This window comes from Variovorax boronicumulans (assembly GCF_040544675.1).
GTDB lineage: Bacteria > Pseudomonadota > Gammaproteobacteria > Burkholderiales > Burkholderiaceae_C > Variovorax > Variovorax boronicumulans_D.
In genome coordinates this window covers 422663-441147 of the sequence record NZ_JBEPKK010000004.1, presented here as the reverse complement: position 1 = coordinate 441147, position 18485 = coordinate 422663, and the positions used below count along the sequence as shown (strand labels likewise).

General features: G+C 66.6%; 14 protein-coding genes. 7 read left to right on the top strand and 7 right to left on the bottom strand.

Annotated features, from left to right (window positions below):
- Positions 1-77: 77 nt before the first annotated feature.
- Complete coding sequence (locus ABIC90_RS10675) at positions 78-899, bottom strand: ferritin-like domain-containing protein (RefSeq protein WP_354354073.1); 822 nt, start codon at positions 897-899, stop codon at positions 78-80.
- A 264-nt stretch (positions 900-1163) separates the two neighbouring features.
- On the opposite strand from ABIC90_RS10675, the gene alaS reads away from it, so the two are divergent.
- Genes alaS through ABIC90_RS10660 form a run of 3 tightly spaced genes read left to right on the top strand, consistent with a single transcriptional unit; the run spans position 1164 to position 6146 of the window.
- Positions 1164-3788, top strand: coding sequence for an alanine--tRNA ligase (gene alaS / locus ABIC90_RS10670; RefSeq protein ID WP_354354072.1), 2625 nt, complete (start codon positions 1164-1166; stop codon positions 3786-3788).
- Entirely contained in the window at positions 3788-4828 is a 1041-nt protein-coding gene (locus tag ABIC90_RS10665) for a 2-dehydropantoate 2-reductase (protein WP_354354071.1), read from the top strand. The genes alaS and ABIC90_RS10665 overlap by 1 nt, the downstream gene beginning before the upstream one ends.
- A 58-nt stretch (positions 4829-4886) precedes the next feature.
- Positions 4887-6146, top strand: coding sequence for a D-amino acid dehydrogenase (locus ABIC90_RS10660; protein WP_354354070.1), 1260 nt, complete (start codon positions 4887-4889; stop codon positions 6144-6146).
- Between the two features lie 72 nt (positions 6147-6218).
- Here ABIC90_RS10660 and ABIC90_RS10655 read toward each other — a convergent pair whose 3' ends face one another.
- The 3 genes from ABIC90_RS10655 to ABIC90_RS10645 all read right to left on the bottom strand — a co-directional run bounded on the left by ABIC90_RS10655 (position 6219) and on the right by ABIC90_RS10645 (position 8885).
- Entirely contained in the window at positions 6219-6956 is a 738-nt protein-coding gene (locus ABIC90_RS10655) for a transporter substrate-binding domain-containing protein (RefSeq protein ID WP_354354069.1), read from the bottom strand.
- A 105-nt stretch (positions 6957-7061) separates the two neighbouring features.
- Positions 7062-7883 (bottom strand): substrate-binding domain-containing protein, encoded by an 822-nt coding sequence (locus tag ABIC90_RS10650; protein WP_354354068.1) that lies wholly within the window; start codon positions 7881-7883, stop codon positions 7062-7064.
- Between the two features lie 99 nt (positions 7884-7982).
- On the bottom strand, positions 7983-8885 hold the full coding sequence (locus tag ABIC90_RS10645) for a LysR family transcriptional regulator (RefSeq protein WP_354354067.1): 903 nt from the start codon (positions 8883-8885) through the stop codon (positions 7983-7985).
- A 112-nt stretch (positions 8886-8997) separates the two neighbouring features.
- Between ABIC90_RS10645 and ABIC90_RS10640 the strand changes: the two genes are divergently transcribed.
- Complete coding sequence (locus ABIC90_RS10640; protein ID WP_354354066.1) at positions 8998-9429, top strand: VOC family protein; 432 nt, start codon at positions 8998-9000, stop codon at positions 9427-9429.
- A 30-nt stretch (positions 9430-9459) separates the two neighbouring features.
- Here ABIC90_RS10640 and ABIC90_RS10635 read toward each other — a convergent pair whose 3' ends face one another.
- From ABIC90_RS10635 to ABIC90_RS10625, 3 genes are all read right to left on the bottom strand, one after another.
- Entirely contained in the window at positions 9460-10227 is a 768-nt protein-coding gene (locus ABIC90_RS10635) for a TIGR04325 family methyltransferase (RefSeq protein WP_354354065.1), read from the bottom strand.
- 110 nt (positions 10228-10337) lie between these two features.
- Positions 10338-11258 carry a response regulator transcription factor gene (locus ABIC90_RS10630; protein WP_354354064.1) on the bottom strand — a complete coding sequence of 307 codons (921 nt, stop codon included), beginning with the start codon at positions 11256-11258 and terminating at the stop codon, positions 10338-10340.
- Entirely contained in the window at positions 11221-14667 is a 3447-nt protein-coding gene (locus ABIC90_RS10625) for a hybrid sensor histidine kinase/response regulator (RefSeq protein WP_354354063.1), read from the bottom strand. Before ABIC90_RS10625 ends, ABIC90_RS10630 begins: the two co-directional genes overlap by 38 nt.
- A gap of 221 nt (positions 14668-14888) precedes the next feature.
- On the opposite strand from ABIC90_RS10625, the gene urtA reads away from it, so the two are divergent.
- The 3 genes from urtA (at position 14889) to urtC (ending at position 18471) form a co-directional block, all read left to right on the top strand.
- Entirely contained in the window at positions 14889-16154 is a 1266-nt protein-coding gene (urtA, locus tag ABIC90_RS10620; RefSeq protein WP_354354062.1) for an urea ABC transporter substrate-binding protein, read from the top strand.
- A gap of 161 nt (positions 16155-16315) precedes the next feature.
- Positions 16316-17230 (top strand): urea ABC transporter permease subunit UrtB, encoded by a 915-nt coding sequence (gene urtB, locus ABIC90_RS10615; RefSeq protein WP_354354061.1) that lies wholly within the window; start codon positions 16316-16318, stop codon positions 17228-17230.
- Between the two features lie 29 nt (positions 17231-17259).
- The gene (gene urtC, locus ABIC90_RS10610) at positions 17260-18471 is read left to right on the top strand and encodes an urea ABC transporter permease subunit UrtC (RefSeq protein WP_354354060.1); all 1212 of its coding nucleotides are present in this window, start codon (positions 17260-17262) and stop codon (positions 18469-18471) included.
- Positions 18472-18485 lie beyond the last annotated feature (14 nt).

Genomic DNA, 18485 nt, shown 5'->3' with positions numbered 1-18485 from the left:
AGCCATGCAGGACAAGGCCTTGAAACCGGCCAAGCGCTTGTCGGCGGGAGCCGACTTTTCTTGTGATGCCCTGGGCGCTAGCGCAAGAAGACGTGCTGCATGAACTGCTTGATCGGGTACTGGATCACCGTCTGCAGCCGCGCCGGCAACTCCAGCGGCCGCATCAGCATCTTGAGCGTGGAGCCTGCGCTCAGGTTGGCGCGGATGGTCCTGTTCATGCGCGCGCTCAGATGCTGCACGTAGGCCGTGTCGTGCACGCGATGAGGCGCCCGGGCCTTCACGGCGTGGCGGATCGCGCAGTCGGCGTCTTCGCTTTTCAGCTCCAGGGTGCGCCGGCCGATGGTGCCGATCACGCGAAAGCGGCTGAGTTTTTCCTCTTGGCGGTAGCGGCGGAAGAAGCGATAGAAATGCTTGTAGTGATTGACCTCGTCGGTCGCGATGCGGGTGGCCAGGTCGTGCAGCACGGGCTCGGTGGTCGCGCGGGCCATGGCGCGGTAGTAGGTGGCGGTGCCGGTCTCGACCACGCAGCGGGCCGTCATTTCGAGGGCGCGGGTGGGGCCCAGCAACTCGACCTTGCAGTAGGTTGCGTACTCTTCGAGGAAGCCCTGATAGGCCGTGTCCCATTCGAATTCGGGCCACACATGGCGCACATAGGCGCGCAGGGCGCGGCCGTGCTGCAATTCTTCGGGTTCCCAGTAGTTCGAGAGCCAGTCGGTGACTTCGTCGTCGCCGCGAAAAAAATCGACCAGGTTGTGCGTGTACAGGTCCGAGCCGCTCTCGATGAACGAGGCCGAAGTCACGAGGTAGAAAAGGTTCTCGTCCGGACGCACGCTGTCGAGCGCGATGCGCGAGAAATCGAGGTCCTCGATCTTCCAGTGCTGGGCCTCAAGACCTGCCATGCGTTTTCCTTGATTCATGCTGTGCATATGAACAGGACGAAGCCGACTCGCTTGGGTTCGGTCATCCGGCTTCAGCGCGCATGTTAGCCGCGGCGAACCGATCATGCGCCCTGGCGCCGGGCCGAGGCCGGGCCGCTGCCCGGGACACATAGCAAACCTATAATCGTTTGTTCAAGCAAATCAAGCAGTTAGATCGGTTCAACGAGTGGTTTCGACGCGGGTCGCCATCGCCGGGCCGGCCTCGACAGAAGACGAAATCCAAAGATGAGCCAGCCCACAATCACGGTCGCGGACATCCGCAAGACCTTTCTCGATTTCTTCGCCTCCAAGGGCCACACGGTGGTGGCTTCGAGCTCGCTGGTGCCGGGCAACGACCCGACGCTGATGTTCACCAACTCGGGCATGGTCCAGTTCAAGGACGTGTTCCTGGGCGAAGACAAGCGCCCCTACGTGCGCGCCGCCTCGGTCCAGGCCTGCCTTCGCGCCGGCGGCAAGCACAACGACCTGGAGAACGTGGGCTACACCGCGCGCCACCACACCTTCTTCGAGATGCTGGGCAACTGGAGCTTCGGCGACTACTTCAAGCGCGAATCGCTCACCTGGGCCTTCGAGCTGCTCACCAAGGTCTACAAGCTGCCGGCCGAAAAACTCTGGGCCACCGTCTACATCGAGGACGACGAGGCCTACGACATCTGGACCAAGGAAATCGGCCTGCCGCCCGAGCGCGTGGTGCGCATCGGCGACAACAAGGGCGGCCGCTACATGTCCGACAACTTCTGGATGATGGCCGACACCGGCCCCTGCGGCCCGTGCTCCGAGATCTTCTACGACCACGGCCCCGAGATCCCCGGCGGCCCGCCCGGCAGCCCCGATGAAGACGGCGACCGCTACATCGAGATCTGGAACAACGTGTTCATGCAGTTCGACATGCAGCCCGACGGCTCGGTCAAGAAACTGCCCGCACCCTGCGTCGATACCGGCATGGGCCTGGAGCGCCTGGCCGCGATCCTGCAGCATGTGCACAGCAACTACGAAATCGACATCTTCGACGCGCTCATCAAGGCCGCGGCCCGCGAGACCGGCGAGAAAGACCTGTCGAACAACTCGCTGCGCGTGATTGCCGACCACATCCGCGCCACCTCGTTCCTGGTGGCCGACGGCGTCATCCCTTCGAACGAAGGCCGTGGCTACGTGCAGCGCCGCATCGTGCGCCGTGCGATCCGCCATGGCTACAAGCTGGGCCAGAAGAAGCCCTTCTTCCACAAGCTGGTGCCCGACCTCGTGAAGCTCATGGGCGATGCGTATCCCAAGCTCGTGGCCGATGAAAAGCGCATCACCGACACGCTGAAGGCCGAGGAAGAGCGCTTCTTCGAGACGCTCGCCAACGGCATGGAAATCCTCGACGCGGCCCTCGCTGGCGGCGCCAAGACGCTGCCGGGCGACGTCGCCTTCAAGCTGCACGACACCTACGGCTTCCCGCTCGACCTGTCGGCCGACGTGTGCCGCGAGCGCGGCGTGAGCGTCGACGAAGCCGGCTTCAACGTCGCCATGGAAAAGCAGAAGGCCGCGGGTCGTGCGGGTGGCAAGTTCAAGATGGACCGCAACGTCGAATACACCGGCGCGGGCAACACCTTCACCGGCTACGAGCACTTGGAAGAAAACGCCACGGTCCTGGCGCTCTACTTCGAAGGCGCCGCCGTGCAGGAACTGAAGGAAGGCCAGCCCGGCATCGTGGTGCTCGACACCACGCCCTTTTATGCCGAGAGCGGCGGCCAGGTCGGCGACCAGGGCGTGCTCAGCGCCGAAGGCGTGCAGTTCGGTGTGGACGACACGCAGAAGATCAAGGCCGACGTGTTCGGCCACCACGGCACGCAAACGCAAGGCACGCTCAAGGTCGGCGACGCGGTCAAGGCCGCGGTCGACGGCGAGCGCCGCAACGCGACCATGCGCAACCACTCGGTCACCCACCTGATGCACAAGGCCTTGCGCGAAGTGCTCGGCGACCACGTGCAGCAGAAGGGCTCGCTGGTCGATGCCGACAAGACGCGCTTCGACTTCGCGCACAACGCACCCGTCACGCACGCGCAGATCCTGGAGATCGAGAAGCGCGTGAACGCCGAAGTGCTGGCCAACGTGTCCACCCAGGCGCGCGTGATGGACATGGAATCGGCCCAGAAGACCGGCGCGATGATGCTGTTCGGCGAGAAGTACGGCGAGACCGTGCGCGTGCTCGACATCGGCACCAGCCGCGAACTCTGCGGCGGCACCCACGTGGGCCGCACCGGCGACATCGGCCTCTTCAAGATCGTGAGCGAAGGCGGCGTGGCCGCAGGCGTGCGCCGCATCGAAGCCGTCACGGGCGCGAATGCGCTGTCGTACCTGCAGGACCTCGAATCCACCGTGCAGAGCGTGGCCGCCACGCTCAAGACGCCCGCTGCCGAGCTGCAGGGCCGGCTCACGCAGGTGCTGGAGCAGGTGAGGGCGCTGGAGCGCGAAGTGGGCGCGCTCAAGGGCAAGCTCGCATCGTCCAAGGGCGACGAGCTCCTCGCGCAGGCGGTGGACATCAACGGCATCAAGGTGCTCGCGGCCAAGCTGGACGGCGCCGATGCCAAGACGCTGCGCGACACCATGGACAAGCTGAAAGACAAGCTCAAGACCGCCATCATCGTGCTGGCCGCGGTGGATGGCGACAAGGTGCAGATCGCGGCCGGCGTCACCGCCGACACCGTGGGCAAGGCCAAGGCCGGCGAGCTGGTCAACTTCGTGGCGCAGCAGGTCGGCGGCAAGGGTGGCGGCAAGGCCGACATGGCCATGGCCGGCGGCACCGATGCGGCGGGCGTGCCTGCCGCGCTGAAGTCGGTTCAGGGCTGGGTCGCGGAACGCGTCTGATGACGCAAGCGCCGCCCGGCGAAAAGTCTGGCGCGCCTCACGGCGAGGTGCTCGTGATGGGCGCGGGCACCATCGGCTGCTACATCGGCGGCCGGCTCGCCGCGGCGGGCGTGCCCGTCACCTTCGTCGGACGGCCCCGCGTGCTGCACAAGCTCGCGAGCCACGGCCTCACGCTCAGCGACCTCGAGGGCGCAAAGCACCACATCCCGCCTTCGGCGCTGCGCCTGTGCGAACAGGTGCCGGCCGGCGCCAGGCCCTCGCTGGTGCTTCTTTGCGTGAAGAGCGGCGCCACCGCCGAGGCGGCGGGCGAACTGGCTTTTGCGTTGCCTGCGGGCACCATGGTGGTCTCGCTGCAGAACGGTATTTCGAACAGCGACGTGGCCGCGCAGGCCGGCCCGTCGCTCAACGTGCGGCCCGGCATGGTGCCGTACAACGTGGCCGAGATCGGCGAGGGCGCCTTTCATCGCGGCACGCCCGGCCGGCTGGCCGCGCAGGACGATGTGGCACTGCGCCCCTGGCTTCCGGTGTTCGAGCGTGCCGGCGTGCCGCTGGACCTGCACGCAGACCTGCTGCCGGTGCAGTGGGGCAAGCTGCTGCTCAACCTCAACAACCCGGTCAACGCGCTCTCGGGTCTGCCGCTGCGCGAGCAGCTGATGCATCGCGGTTACCGCCAATGCTTTGCCGCGCTCATCGACGAAACGCTGGGTGTGCTCGGCGTGAGCGGCATCGTGCCCGCGCAGGTGGCGGCCGTTCCGGCGCAGCGCCTGTCGGGCCTGCTGCGGCTGCCCGACTGGCTTTTTCGCATCGTTGCCGCGCGCATGCTGCGCATCGACGCCAAGGCGCGCTCCAGCATGGCCGACGACCTGGCGCTGGGCCGCCGCACCGAGATCGATGCGCTCAGCGGCGAGGTGGTGCGCCTTGCGCAGGAGCACGGCCTGAGCGCGCCGCGCAATGCGCGCATGGTCGCGCTGCTCGAAGCCTGGCCGCAAAGGCCGGAGCGCTGGCCGGCACGCCAATTGCTGGATGCCCTGGGCCTGTAACGCGTAGCCCTGTACCCTCGGGGCCGTTGCGACGTTCGGCGATCAAGAGGGAGTTCTCATGCAGGTCCTGATTCTCGGCAGCGGTGTCATCGGCACCTCGGTGGCCTACTACCTGGCACGCGCCGGCCAACAGGTGACGGTGCCGGAGCGCCAACCCGCCCCCGCGCTCGAAACCAGCTTCGGCAACGCAGGCGAAGTCTCGCCCGGCTACTCGGCGCCGTGGGCCGGGCCCGGCGTGCCGGTCAAGGCCGTCAAGTGGATGCTCATGCGGCACAGCCCGCTGGTCATCAAGCCCATGCTCGACCCTGCGATGTGGCGCTGGGGGCTGGCGATGCTGCGCAACTGCACGCAGGCGCGCTACGAACTCAACAAGGGCCGCATGGTGCGGCTGGCCGAATACAGCCGCGATTGCATGAAGGCTCTGCGCGCCGACACCGGCATCCGGTACGACGAGCGCATGCAGGGCACGCTGCAGCTCTTTCGCACGCAGCAGCAACTGGACGGCACATACAAGGATGTCGAGGTGCTCAAGGCCTCGGGCGTGCCCTACCAGGTGCTCGACCGCGACGGCTGCGTGCAATACGAACCCGCGCTCGCGGCGGTAAAAGACAAGTTCGTCGGTGGCCTTCGCCTGCCGGGCGATGAGACCGGCGACTGCTTCAAGTTCACGCAGGCCCTGGCCAAGCTGGCGGAAGCCGAGGGCGTGATCTACAGGTTCGGCGTGAACATCCAGGCCATCGAACACGATGCGAACAAGGGCGTGACCGCGGTGCGCACCGACCAGGGCAGCTTCACCGCCGACCGCTACGTGGTCGCGCTGGGCAGCTACTCGCCGGCGCTGGTCAAGCCACTGGGCATCGACCTGCCGGTGTACCCGGTCAAGGGCTTCTCGATCACCGTGCCGATCAGCGATGCCAGCGGCGCACCCGAATCCACCGTGATGGACGAGACCTTCAAGGTCGCCGTCACGCGGCTGGGCGACCGCATTCGTGTGGGCGGCACGGCGCAGCTCTCGGGCTTCGACCTGCGGCTGGATGCGAGCCGGCGCGACACGCTGGAGCACGTGGTGACCGACCTGTTCCCCAAGGGCGGCCACGTGCGCGACGCCTCCTTCTGGACCGGCCTTCGCCCGATGACGCCCGACGGCACGCCGCTCATCGGCGCCACGCGCATTCCCAACCTGATGCTGAGCACCGGCCACGGCACGCTCGGTTGGACGATGGCTGCAGGCACTGGCCGCGTGATGGCCGACCTGATCAGAGGCAAGGCGCCGGAGATCGACATGGAAGGGCTGACAGCGGCGCGCTACGGCACATAGCCGAAGGCTGTTCGCAGGCGCCGGTTGAAGCCTTCAAGTCCTGGTTAACAACGGGCGGATGCTTCGTCGCCATCAAGGCGCGACGATCGCGCCTTCGATGCGGTGGCGCTTCAGTGCATCGGCGACGAAGCCGCTCGCCTTCATCTCCTCGACGAAGGCGGCGAGCAGCGCTTGCGCCTCGGCGCCGCGGCTGGCCGGCGTGCCCATCGCCTGCTGGATCACCATGAAGCGCCCCGGCAGCACACGCACGCCCGGTGCGCGCGCGGCTTCGCCTTCGAGCAACTGGCGGATGCCGGCCGCCACTTCGACATCGCCGGCACGCACGGCGGCGAGCGCAGGGCCTGCGCCTTGCAGCCGGACGATTTCAGCCGCCTTGATCTCGCGTGTGAGGAACAGGTCGTAGGCGCTGCCCGACCCGACCGAGATGCGTTGGCCTTGCGCATCGACCTGCGCGTTGTCGGTCAGCGCCGACGATTCGGGCACGAGGTAGCTGCCCTCGATCAGCACATAGGGCGCGGTGAAGCGCAGGCCTTCGCTGCGCGCGGGATCGACAGCGAAGAAGCCGATGTCGGCCTTCTCGTTCTTTACCGCATCGACCGAGGCCGCGGCCTTCTCGAACACCACGAGCTCGATGCCCACGCCGAGCCGCCGCGCGAACTCGTGCGCGAGGTCGATGGACACGCCCACCGGTTCGCCACTTGCGGCGTCCTTGTTGGCGAGGATCGGGTTGCCCAGGTTGATGGAGGCACGCAGCGTGCCGGTCGGCGCGAAGGCCGAAACAAGGGCGGGGGAGAGCGTCGGCAGGGTCATGGCGTCCAATCGTCGAGCGAGGCGGAAGGGGGGCGCCAGTTTACTCAGCCACTGTGGTGCTGCAGCAGTGGCATCCGATGCCCTTCGGGCGCCGCAAGCAGCCGTTCAGCGCACCGTCAGCGGCTGCAGCCCGGTCTTCGAAATGGTCGGCGCCGCAGCCGGCGAGTTGAGGTAGCGAATCAACTGGCGTGCCGCCTCGGGCTGCTTCGATGCGGTGGCAATGCCGGCCGAGAACAACGTGTTCTGTTGCACCTCGGCGGGCAGCGGGCCGATGTAGTCGATGCCTGGAATCGGAAGTAACTCGCTCACCTGCTGCAGGCCCAGCACCGCATCGCCGCGCGCGACGACAGTGCCGACGCGCTCGCTCAGGATGCGCTTGCTCTTGGGCTTGACCTGGTCCTCGATGCCCAGCTTTCGCAGCAGCTGGGTCTCGTAGTAGGTGCCGCTCGCGCTGGCCGAGTAGGCAATGGAAGGCGCCGCGAGCAGCGTGCGCTTGAGCGCATCGACGGTGCTGATGTCGGGCCGGGGCGCGCCCTTGCGCACCGCGAAGCCGATGGCCGAGCGCACCAGGTCGACCTGGCTGCCGGGCACCACCTTGCCCTGCACCACGAGCGCATCGAGCGCCGGGCGCGCAAGGATCACCACGTCGGCCGGCTCGTTGCGTGCGAGGCGGCTGGGAATGGAGTCTTCGGCGTTGCCCATCGAGGCGCCGTAGGCGGTCTTCACCGTACGGCCGCTCAGGCGTTCGAACTCGGGGCGCAGGTCGTTGTAGGCCGCGGTGAAGCCGCCGGAGGTCATGACGTGGAGGTCGCCCGTGGCGGCCGCGGGTTTGCTGTTGTCGCCGCCAAAGCTGCCGCAGCCGGCGAGCGCCAGGGCCGCGATCAACGGGAATGCGGCGCGGCGGGTCAGGAAGGAAAGAGGCTTCACGATGTCTCCTGTGGAAAGAGGGCGGCAGCGTGGACGCTGCCTGCCGTGGTCATCGTAGGAGCCGAAGCTGTCAATCCGCCTTCATCGGCTTAGTGGTTACTACCGAGTGCGAACGGGCTTCCGGGCCGGCTTCGGCTTGTCGGCCGCATCCCGCAGGCACTGCGCAAACTGCGCGACCACCGGCGTATTGCCGCGGGCCTTGCGCTGAAGCAGGCCGATCTCGCGGTGGAAGGTGGACTTGCCGAGCGTCAGCGTGCGCACGCCGGCCGGCAGCGGCAGGTGAGCCTCCCCCAGCGGCACCAGCGCGACACCCAGGCCCTGGGCCGCAAGATGGATGAGGGCGGGAATCTCGTCCACCTCGACGGCATCGTTCACCTGCAAGGCTTCGTGCCGAAGAAAGCGCTCGACCATGCGCCCGCCGAACGATGCGCGGTCGTAGCGCAGGAACGGCTGCGCCTGGATGAGCGTGCGCCAGTTCTTGCCCGGTGTGTCGGCCGGCACCGCGAGCACATAGGGCTCGCGCACGAGCGGCTGCCACGCCAGGTCGGGGAGGATGCCGAAGGGCGGCTTGATGATGACGGCCGCATCGATGGTGCCCGCATCCAGGTCGTCCATGAGCCGCATCGACACGCCCGGCGACACATGCACGCGCAGCAGCGGATGGCTCTGGCGCAGCCGTGCGAGCGCGCGTGCCATCAGCGTCGGCTGCGTGGAGGCGATGGCACCGATGCGCAGCAAGCCGCGGTTGGTTGCGTCGTCGGGCAGCTCGCCCAGCCTGTCGCAGAGGGCGCAGATCTCCTCGGCGCGCGCCAGCGTGGTCTCTCCCGCGGCATTCAGCGTGGCAGAACGGCCGGTGCGGTCGAAGACCTCGAAGCCCAGCGTTTCCTCCAGCCGTCGGATCTGGCTGCTGACCGCCGACTGCGTGAGGCCGATGCGCTCGCCCGCCGCGGCAAAGGTGCCGTGGCGGCAGACGGCGATGAAGGTTCGCAGTTCGTTGATCATGGAGATTCATCGAAATTGGTGGAGCTCAGCGAAGAAATATATCGCTTTATCAAATGAAACCGGCTGCTTAAAGTCCAGGCACCCACGAACCTTCTTGCATGCAGCCGAACCCATGAGCACGCTTCAAACCCGCATTCCTTTCCACCTCGCCTTTCCCGTTCGCGACATCGCCGAGGCCCGCGCCTTTTACGGCGAGTTGCTCGGTTGCCCCGAAGGCCGAAGCGCGCCCGAGTGGGTGGATTTCGACTTCTACGGCCACCAGATCGTGGCGCACCTGGCCCCGGACGAATGCGGCCACAAGGCGCAGAACGCCGTCGACGGCCACGATGTGCCCGTGCGCCACTTCGGCGCGATTCTTCCAATGGATGCCTGGCAGGCGCTGGCCGACAAGCTGGTCGCGCGCAAGACGCAGTTCGTGATCGAGCCCTACATCCGCTTCAAGGGCGAGCCGGGCGAGCAGGCGACCATGTTCTTCCTGGACCCCTCGGGCAATGCGATCGAGATGAAGTCGTTCGCGAACCTGGATTCGCTGTTCGCGGTCTGAGGCGGACCGCGCACTATCGACAGGCGCGTTTCAGACCAGATCGAAGCAGCAGCCCGCGTAGTAGGGCTTGTCGCCCCCGTCCACAAAGGGCACCTCGATCGGCTTGCCCTCGTTGCGCCAGGCGTCGCGCTTCCTGTAGCCCGAGCGGGTGAGCGTTGCCAGCAGCTCCTCGTGGTGCTGGATGCGGTAGGGGCACACAGCCACGCCGATGCTGTTGAGCGTGTAGATCGTTCGCTCGGGATGCACGGCTGTCGTGTTCAGCACGATGCGCTTCGGCTTGGCTTGCAGCGTCGAGAGCATCTCGTCGATGCGCACCGGCAGGTATTGCAGGCTGCCCGATGCATACAGCACGTCGCAGCCGCTCGCCTCGCGGTAGTCGGTCGTAAAGGCGAGTTGGCCGGTGACCTCGCGCTGCACGGCCACCGCGCGCCCGTTCTCGATGACGCTGGGCACGTCGCACACGGTCCAGCGCAGGCTGTCGGGGTAGCTCAGCACGCGGCGGAACGCGTAGTACTTGATGCCGATGTGGCCGCCCAGATCGAAAATGCGCGTGAGGCCCGCATCGATCGAACGGCCAAGCCAGAACAGGCCCGGGTAGTCATAGAAATAGATCTGCGGGCTGTAGAGGTTGGCGGCCGAAGCGTGGTCGTAGCCCACGTCCTTGGAGGGCGGCGCACCGGCCTCGGCGGCAGCGAAGCTCTCGAACGAACCCATGAAGAGGTTCTCGTCCTGGTTGTTCAAGAACTTCTGCCGGTAGGCGGTTTCGGGCGAAGCGTGCGGCAGCAGGTTCGAGAGCATTTCTTTCTCCGGTTTTTTCCGCGTTGGTGAGGCCATTCTGCAGAGCAATGCCCGCGCATTCAATGACCGGAAAACCCGGGGTGTGGGTACCTACCCTTCCTTTGATCGATTCACACGAGTTGCCCACTCGCCAGTGCCGCCGCCGCCGCGCGCGTCTCCACGCCGAGCTTCTCGAAGATGTGCTCCAGGTGCTTGTTCACCGTGCGCGGGCTGGTGCCCAGGATCTCGCCGATGTCGCGGTTGGTCTTGCCCTTGGCGAGCCAGGACAGCACCTCGGTCTCGCGCGGCGTGAGGGCCGCGTCGGCCAGTCGTGCCGACGAAGCGCCCGCGGCACCGTCGCGCTGCATGGCGAACAGCAGCATCGTCTCGCCCAGCGCCGCCGCACCCAGGTTGCGCACCGACAGGCGCATGCCGGTGGCCGTGCCGATGACGACGGCGGCACCCGCCGCGAGCACCGGTTGCAGCGACTGCGGCAGGAGGCCCGGCGACACCGGGTCTTCGAGCGCATGCAGCCACAGCGCCGCTTGCGGCGAGCGCCATGCGATGCGCCCGCGCGTGTCGACGAACACCACGCCCATGCCCGCCACGTCGACCGCATCGCGCGCCATGCGGGTGATGCGGGCGTTGCGCGCATGCGTGTGCAGGCGTGCCAGCACCTCCTGCGCGCGGATGGGCTTGACCACGTAATCCACACCGCCGCACTCGAAGCCTTCGACCACATGTGCGGTTTCCGACAGGCCCGTCATGAACAGCACCGGAATGTGCGCGAGCGCCAGGTTGGCCTTGATGCGCCTGCAGGTCTCGAAGCCCGAGAGGCCGGGCATCAGGCCGTCGAGCAGGATGGCGTCGGGCACCACCAGCTCGAGCCGCTGCAGCGCGGCCTCGCCGTCGGCCGCCACCAGCACGGTGTAGCCGCTGGCCTCCAGCGTGTCGCACAGCATGCCGAGGCTGCTGGGGGCGTCGTCCACCACCAGCACCACGGGGCGTTCGGATTCAGGACGAAAGGATGGAGCCGTGGGGGTTGTCTGCATCTTCTGCCAGTGCGTTGCGGAGGTTGTCGAGTTCGAAGCGGGTGACCATGCCGCGCAGCCAGGTGCAGGTGGCTGCCGCCGCGGGCGATGCGGCAGCCAGCCGGTCGAGCGCCGTCTGCAGGCCGCGCACATGGCCCATCTGAACCAGGCGCATCAGCTCGGCGCGGTCGTCTTCGGTCAGCAGCAGCTGCACAGGGCGCATGGCCGTTTCTTCTTCGTTCGAAGGCGGCAAGGCATCGCTGACCGTCAGCCATTCGAGGCCCAGGTGGCGCTCCAGCGTGGCGATCAGCTCCGATTCGATGACCGGCTTGCCCACGAAGGCCTGGCAACCCGCGGCGCGCAGGCGCTCGGGCTGGTTCTCGAACATGTTGGCCGAGACGATGATGATCGGGATGCTCTCGAAGCCCGAGGCGCGCACCGAGGTGGCGGTCTGCCAGCCGTCCATGTCGTCCATGGTCAGGTCCAGCAGGATGGCCGAGGGCAGTTCTTCGCGCAGGCTGTCCAGGCACTCGGTGCCGCTCGCGGCCTCGCGCACCTCGAAGCCCAGCGGCATCAGCATGCCGGCGAGCATCTGGCGCTGCACCGGCTGGTCGTCCACCACCAGCAGCGTGCGGCGCGCGCCGATGTAGCCCGACACCGGTTGCCGGGCGGCGCCGCCCCTGGCCTGCGGCCCGGGGTCGGCCACTTCGCGCAGATACACGCGCACGCTGAAGGTGCTGCCCGCGGGCGAGGTCTGGGCCAGCACCAGTTCGCCGCCCATCAGCGAGGTGAGAAGGGCGGTGATCGTCAGGCCCAGCCCCGTGCCTGGCTCGCCGCGCCGGCGCCCCGCGGCCCCGCGCTCGAAGGGCTCGAAGATGCGCAGATGATCTTGCGGCGCGACGCCGATGCCGGTGTCCACCACGTCGAAGCGCAGCACCTCGCGCCGCGCATCCACATGCAGCGTGACCGTGCCGCTGTCGGTGAAGCGCACCGCGTTCGTCAGCAGGTTGATGAGAATCTGCCGCAGCCATTTGGCATCGGCATGCACCCAGGCCGGTAGCTGCCCTGCATGCGTGTAGACGAAGGCCAGGCCCTTGTTCTCGGCTTGCGGCCGCACCATGTGCACCAGCTGGTCCAGGAAGGCCGGCAACGCGAGCGCGGCCGGCTCCAGCTGCAGCCGCCCGGCTTCGATGCGTGCCAGATCGAGCAAGCCATCGATGAGCCCCAGCATGTGCTCGCCGCTGCGGTGGATGGTCTGCACGGCTTCGCGCGGCGGCGCGACGGCATCGCCCTTGAGCAGGATCTGCGAGTAGCCCAGGATGCTGTTGAGCGGCGTGCGCAGCTCGTGCGTCATGCCCGCCACATAACGCGTCTTGGCCTGGTTGGCGGCCTCGGCGGCTTCCTTGGCGGTCTGCAGCGCGGCGTCGGTGCGGCGGTGGGCTTCGATTTCCAGCGCGAGCAGGTTGTTGTGGCGGTTCGATTCCTCCTGCGCCATCTGCCGGCTCTCGCTGCCCAGCACCACCCACCAGGCGGCCACCGCGGCCACCACCGAGAGCAGCGCGAACACCTTGAGGAAGGCCGTGGAAAGGGCAGGGTCGCTGGTGCCCGCAATGGCTTCCTGCGCATAGACCACGCCCACCACCGTGGCCAGCAGCGCGATCAGCGAAGTGGCGACCAGCAGGTAGTGCGCCACGCGGAAGTTGAGCCGCGCCGAGAGCGCCGGCGGCAGCAGTGCCTGCAGCCAGCCGCTCATTTGCTCGGCGGCGCGCGAGTCGGTCTTGCAGCGGTCGTGGCAGCGCGATTCGAGCGTGCAGCACAGCGAGCAGATCGGCGCGCTGTAGGCGGGGCAGTGCGCCATGTCTTCCGACTCGAAGCTGTTGTCGCACACCGAGCACTTCACGCTCTGGCCCGGCGCCCAGCGGTCGATGTCGGTGCGCGCGAGGTAGTAGCGGCCGCGCGTCTTCCACGCCAGCAGCGGAGAAACAACCATCGCGGTCGCCAGTGCGATGAAGGGAGAGAAGGCCTTCGCCCATTGGCCCATCGCACCCGAATACGCAAGCATCGCAAGCGCCGCCGCGACCAGCATCGCGACCAGGCCCACGGGGTTGATGTCGTACAGGTGCGCCCGCTTGAACTCGATGGTCTTGGGGCTCCAGCCCAGCGGCTTGTTGATGACCAGGTCGGCCACCAGCGCGCCCACCCAGGCGATGGCGATGTTGCTGTAGAAGCCCAGCACGTGCTCCAGCGCGGCGAAGACGCCCAGCGCCATCAGCAGGATGGCGATCGCCACGTTGAACACCAGCCACACCACACGCCCCGGATGGCTGTGCGTGAGCCGCGCGAAGAAGTTCGACCAGGCCAGCGAGCCCGCATAGGCGTTGGTGAGGTTGATCTTCATCTGCGACACCACCACGAACAGCACCGTGACGCCCAGGATCCACGCCGGGTCGCGCAGCACGTACGAAAAGCCCGTGAGGTACATCTGCGTGGGCTCGATCGCATGCGCGGCCGGTATCTCGTGCTGCAGCGCGAGGAACGCGAGAAACGCGCCGCCCATCATCTTCAGCATGCCCGGCACGATCCAGCCTGGGCCCGCGATGAGCACCGCGGCCCACCAGCGGCCGCGGTTGGCGGCGGTCTTCTCGGGCAGGAAGCGCAGGTAGTCGACCTGCTCGCCGATCTGCACCACGAGCGAGAAGGCCACGGTGGCGGCCGCGCCGAACATCAACGGATCGAAGCCGCTGCTGTCGGAGGTGCGGCCCACCAGGCCGGTGAAGTCGGCGTAGAGCTCGGGCTTCTTCACCATCACTGCGATGAAGGGGCAGACGAACAGCACGATCCAGATCGGCTGCGTCCACAGCTGCAGCCCCGAGATCAGCGTGATGCCGCGCGCCACCAGCGGAATGATCACGATCGATGACACCAGGTACAGAAGCCACAGCGGCCAGTCCAGGTACATCTGCAGCGCCAGCGCGAGGATGGCCGCCTCCAGCGCGAAGAAGATGAAGGTGAAGCTCGCATAGATCAGCGAGGTGAGCGTGGAGCCCAGGTAGCCGAAGCCCGCGCCGCGGGTGAGCAGGTCCATGTCCACGCCGTGGCGCGCGGCGTAGTACGAGATGGGCAGGCCCGTGAGAAAGGTGATGAGCCCCACCACCAGGATGGCCCACAGCGCATTCGAGAACCCGTAGCTCAGCGCGATGGCCCCGCCGATGGCCTCCAGCGCCAGGAACGAGGTGGCGCCGAAGGCCGCGTTGGCCACGCGGAACTCCGACCACTTGCGGAAGCTGCGCGGCGTGTAGCGCAGCGCGTAGTCCTCCAGCGTCTCGTTCGCGACCCAGGCGTTGTAGTCGCGGCGGATGCGAAAGATCTTCTGTCCGGAGACAGAGATGGAGACGGGTGGCATGGCGGGTTCTCGCGGCGGCGGTGGCATGAGGCAGGTACAGCAAGAAGCGCTCCCTGTGCTTGGTTCCACCGATGTCTGGCTCGGGAGTCTGCGGGCAGGACGGGCCGCGGCCGCTACGTTGAATGACGTATTCGCGTGTACGCAAGTGATTTCTAAAGTACCAGCCATGGTGCTAGCGGCACCGTCCGATGCACTGCGATGGTGCGCGGCCCATCCACTTTCTTTCTTCAACCTGCTGGAGTTTCCTGATGTCGCGTGATTCCGATCTTTCTCTCGATGCCCTGGCAATGCGCCGCCGCCGTCTGCTGCAGGGCGCCGCCGTCTTGCCGGTGATGGGCCTGAGCGGCCTGAGCTTCGGCCAGTCGCAGTTCCCCACCGCCAAGGTCAACACCACCAAGCTCGCGGTGACCGACACCGAAGTCACGGTGGGCCAGCTGCATTCGTCCACCGGCACCATGGCCATCTCGGAGACCGGCTCGATCCAGGCCGAGCAACTGGCCATCGACCAGATCAACGCGATGGGCGGCATCCTGGGCCGCAAGATCAAGGTCATCAAGGAAGACGGCGCCTCCGACTGGCCCACCTTCGCCGAGAAGTCGAAGAAGCTGCTGGTGAACGACCACTGCGCGGCCGTGTTCGGCTGCTGGACCAGCGCCTCGCGCAAGGCCGTGCTGCCGGTGTTCGAGAAGGAAAACGGCCTCCTGTACTACCCCACCTTCTACGAAGGCCTGGAGCAGAGCAAGAACGTGATCTACACGGGGCAAGAGGCCACGCAGCAGATCATCTGGGGCCTGGACTGGGGCGCGAAGGAGAAGAAGGCCAAGACCTTCTTCCTCGTCGGCTCCGACTACATCTGGCCGCGCACCTCGATGAAGATCGCGCGCAAGCACATCGAGAACTTCCAGAAGGGTTCGGTCAAGGGCGAGGAGTACTACCCGCTGGGCCACACCAACTTCAACTCGCTGATCAACAAGATCAAGGTGGCCAAGCCCGACTGCATCTTCGCTGCCGTGGTGGGTGGTTCGAACGTGGCCTTCTACAAGCAGCTCAAGGCCGCGGGCATCACCGGCGACAAGCAGTTCCTGCTGACGCTGGCCGTGACCGAAGACGAAATGACCGGCGTGGGCGGCGAGAACTTCGCGGGCTTCTATTCGTCGATGAAGTACTTCCAGTCGCTGGACAACGACAACAACAAGAAGTTCGTGGCCGCCTTCAAGGCCAAGTACGGCAAGGACGCGGTGATCGGCGACGTGACGCAGGCGGGGTATCTCGGTCCTTGGCTGTGGAAGGCTGCGGTGGAGAAGGCAGGCAGCTTCGATGTGGACAAGGTGGTCGCCAGTTCGCCGGGGATCGAGCTGAAGACGGCACCTGAAGGCTACGTGAAGCTGGATGCGAACCACCATCTGTGGAGCAAGGCGCGGATCGGGCAGGGGCAGCTCGACGGCACGTTCAAGGTGGTGGCGGAGTCGGCCGAGTTGATCAAGCCGGATCCGTTTCCCAAGGGTTACCAGTAAATCGCTGCATCTCTCCCTCCCCCTCTGGGGGAGGGCAGGGGTGGGGGCAAGCGGCGCTTGATGAAGCCTTGCGCTTGCATGCGCCGCTGTGCCCCCATCCCAACCTTCCCCCAGAGGGGGAAGGGGTCAACACCCAATACCCAACACCGGAACCTGTCGCCATGACTCTGTCGGACATGATGAACATCGGCCTCATGCAGGGCTTCGCGGGGCTGAGCCTCTTCGCGGTGCTGCTGCTCATGGGCCTGGGCCTCGCGATCATCTTCGGCCAGATGGGCGTGATCAACATGGCGCATGGCGAGTTCATGACCATCGGCGCCTACTCGATCTACCTGGCCGCACGCGTCACCGAAAGCATGGCGCCCGCGTTCATGCCGTACTACTTTCCGATCGCGATCGGCCTGGCCTTCGTGTTCGCCTTCATCGTCGGCTGGCTGGTGGAGTGGGGGCTCATCCGCCACCTCTACAAGCGCCCGCTCGACACGCTGCTCGCCACCTGGGGCGTAAGCCTCGGCCTGCAGCAGGTCTTCAGAACCTTCATCGGCCCGAAGGAAGTGAGCCCCACGCTGCCCGAGTGGCTCATGGGCTCGTGGACGCCGCATGAAGGGCTGGACATTCCCATCAACGGCCTCTTCGTGCTCGCGCTCACCGCGCTGGTCACGGCCGGCGTGCTCATCGCATTGCACAAGAGCCGCTGGGGTTTGCGGGTGCGCGCCACCGTGGCCAACCGCACCATGGCCAATGCCACCGGCATCGACACCATGAAGACCGACCGCCTGACCTTCGCCATCGGTTGCGGCATTGCCGGCATGGCGGGCGCGGCCTTCACCACCATCGGCTCGACCGGGCCGACCTCGGGCTCGCTCTACATCGTCGATGCCTTCCTGGTCGTCACCTTCGGCGGCGCCGCGAGCCTGCTGGGCACCGTGGTCTCGGCCTTCGGCATTGCGCAGACGCAGTCGATCTCCGAGTTCTTCATGACCGGCTCGATGGCCAAGGTGCTGACGCTGTCGCTGATCGTGCTGATTTTGATGATGCGGCCACAGGGCCTGTTCGCCGTAAAAGTCCGCCGCTGAACCCGATTCCTGTTTTGGAGAACGTTCCGATGAATTTCATCAAGGCCTCGATCCTGCGCTACCAGCTGGGCAGCCTGCTGCTTCTGGTGCTGCTGCTGGCGGTCGTGCTGCCGCTCTCGCTCGACATCTTTCGCCTCAACCTCGTGGGTAAGTACCTCACCTATGCCTTCGTCGCCGTGGGGCTGGTGATGGTGTGGGGCTACGGCGGCGTGCTGAGCCTGGGGCAGGGCGTGTTCTTCGGCATCGGCGGCTACGCGATGGCGATGTTCCTCAAGCTCGAAGCCTCCGACCCGATCACCACCAAGATCCAGTCCACGCCTGGCATCCCGGACTTCATGGACTGGAACCAGATCACCGAGCTCCCCGCGCTGTGGCTGCCGTTCAAGAGCCTGCCGCTGAGTCTCGCGCTGGTGGTGCTGGCGCCGATGGCCCTGGCCTGGCTGGTGAGTTTCGCGATGTTCAAGCGCCGCGTGGGCGGGGTGTACTTCGCGATCATCACGCAGGCGGTGGCGCTGATCTGCACCGTGCTCATCATCGGCCAGCAGGGCTACACCGGCGGCGTCAACGGCATGACGGACCTGAAGACCATGCTGGGCTGGGACACGCGCACCGACAGCGCCAAGTACATCCTGTACTACGTCTGCGTGGGCCTGCTGGTGCTGAGCATCCTGCTGTGCCGCTGGGTGCAGACCAGCAAGCTGGGCACCTTGCTGCTGGCCATGCGCGACAAGGAAGACCGCGTGCGCTTCTCGGGCTACGACGTGTCGAACTTCAAGGTCTTCACCTTCTGCCTGGCGGCCGGGCTCTCGGGCATCGGCGGCGCCATGTTCGCGCTGCAGGTGGGCTTCATGTCGCCCAGCTTCGTGGGCATCGTGCCGTCCATCGAGATGGTGATCTTCTGCGCGGTCGGCGGCCGCATGAGCCTGGTGGGCGCGGTGTACGGCGCGCTGCTGGTCAATGCGGGCAAGACGTTGTTCTCCGAGAGCTTTCCGGACCTGTGGCTCTTCCTGATGGCCGGACTCTTCATCGGCGTGACCATGGCTTTCCCGATGGGTCTTGCCGGCGTCTGGGAAGAAAAGATCCGCCCCTGGTGGAAGGGCCGCCGCGAGGCGCTTCGCAAGGCAGCGGTGCAGCCGCCGCCGGCCATGCCGATTACCTCATCCACCCCAGCTGCGCCAGTGGCGCCGACCGGATCGCCCGACCCTCACCTGCCCGAAGGTGTGGGCAGCCAACGCGCCTGAACCTGGAACACCTT

Coding starts and splice junctions, on each gene's coding strand:
- alaS (WP_354354072.1), top strand. CDS start 1,164: ATGAGCCAGCCCACAATCACGGTCGCGGACATCCGCAAGACCTTTCTC.
- ABIC90_RS10630 (WP_354354064.1), bottom strand. CDS start 11,258: ATGCAGACAACCCCCACGGCTCCATCCTTTCGTCCTGAATCCGAACGC.
- ABIC90_RS10660 (WP_354354070.1), top strand. CDS start 4,887: ATGCAGGTCCTGATTCTCGGCAGCGGTGTCATCGGCACCTCGGTGGCC.
- urtC (WP_354354060.1), top strand. CDS start 17,260: ATGAATTTCATCAAGGCCTCGATCCTGCGCTACCAGCTGGGCAGCCTG.
- urtB (WP_354354061.1), top strand. CDS start 16,316: ATGACTCTGTCGGACATGATGAACATCGGCCTCATGCAGGGCTTCGCG.
- ABIC90_RS10625 (WP_354354063.1), bottom strand. CDS start 14,667: ATGCCACCGCCGCCGCGAGAACCCGCCATGCCACCCGTCTCCATCTCT.
- ABIC90_RS10655 (WP_354354069.1), bottom strand. CDS start 6,956: ATGACCCTGCCGACGCTCTCCCCCGCCCTTGTTTCGGCCTTCGCGCCG.
- ABIC90_RS10665 (WP_354354071.1), top strand. CDS start 3,788: ATGACGCAAGCGCCGCCCGGCGAAAAGTCTGGCGCGCCTCACGGCGAG.
- ABIC90_RS10675 (WP_354354073.1), bottom strand. CDS start 899: ATGGCAGGTCTTGAGGCCCAGCACTGGAAGATCGAGGACCTCGATTTC.
- ABIC90_RS10635 (WP_354354065.1), bottom strand. CDS start 10,227: ATGCTCTCGAACCTGCTGCCGCACGCTTCGCCCGAAACCGCCTACCGG.
- urtA (WP_354354062.1), top strand. CDS start 14,889: ATGTCGCGTGATTCCGATCTTTCTCTCGATGCCCTGGCAATGCGCCGC.
- ABIC90_RS10640 (WP_354354066.1), top strand. CDS start 8,998: ATGAGCACGCTTCAAACCCGCATTCCTTTCCACCTCGCCTTTCCCGTT.
- ABIC90_RS10645 (WP_354354067.1), bottom strand. CDS start 8,885: ATGATCAACGAACTGCGAACCTTCATCGCCGTCTGCCGCCACGGCACC.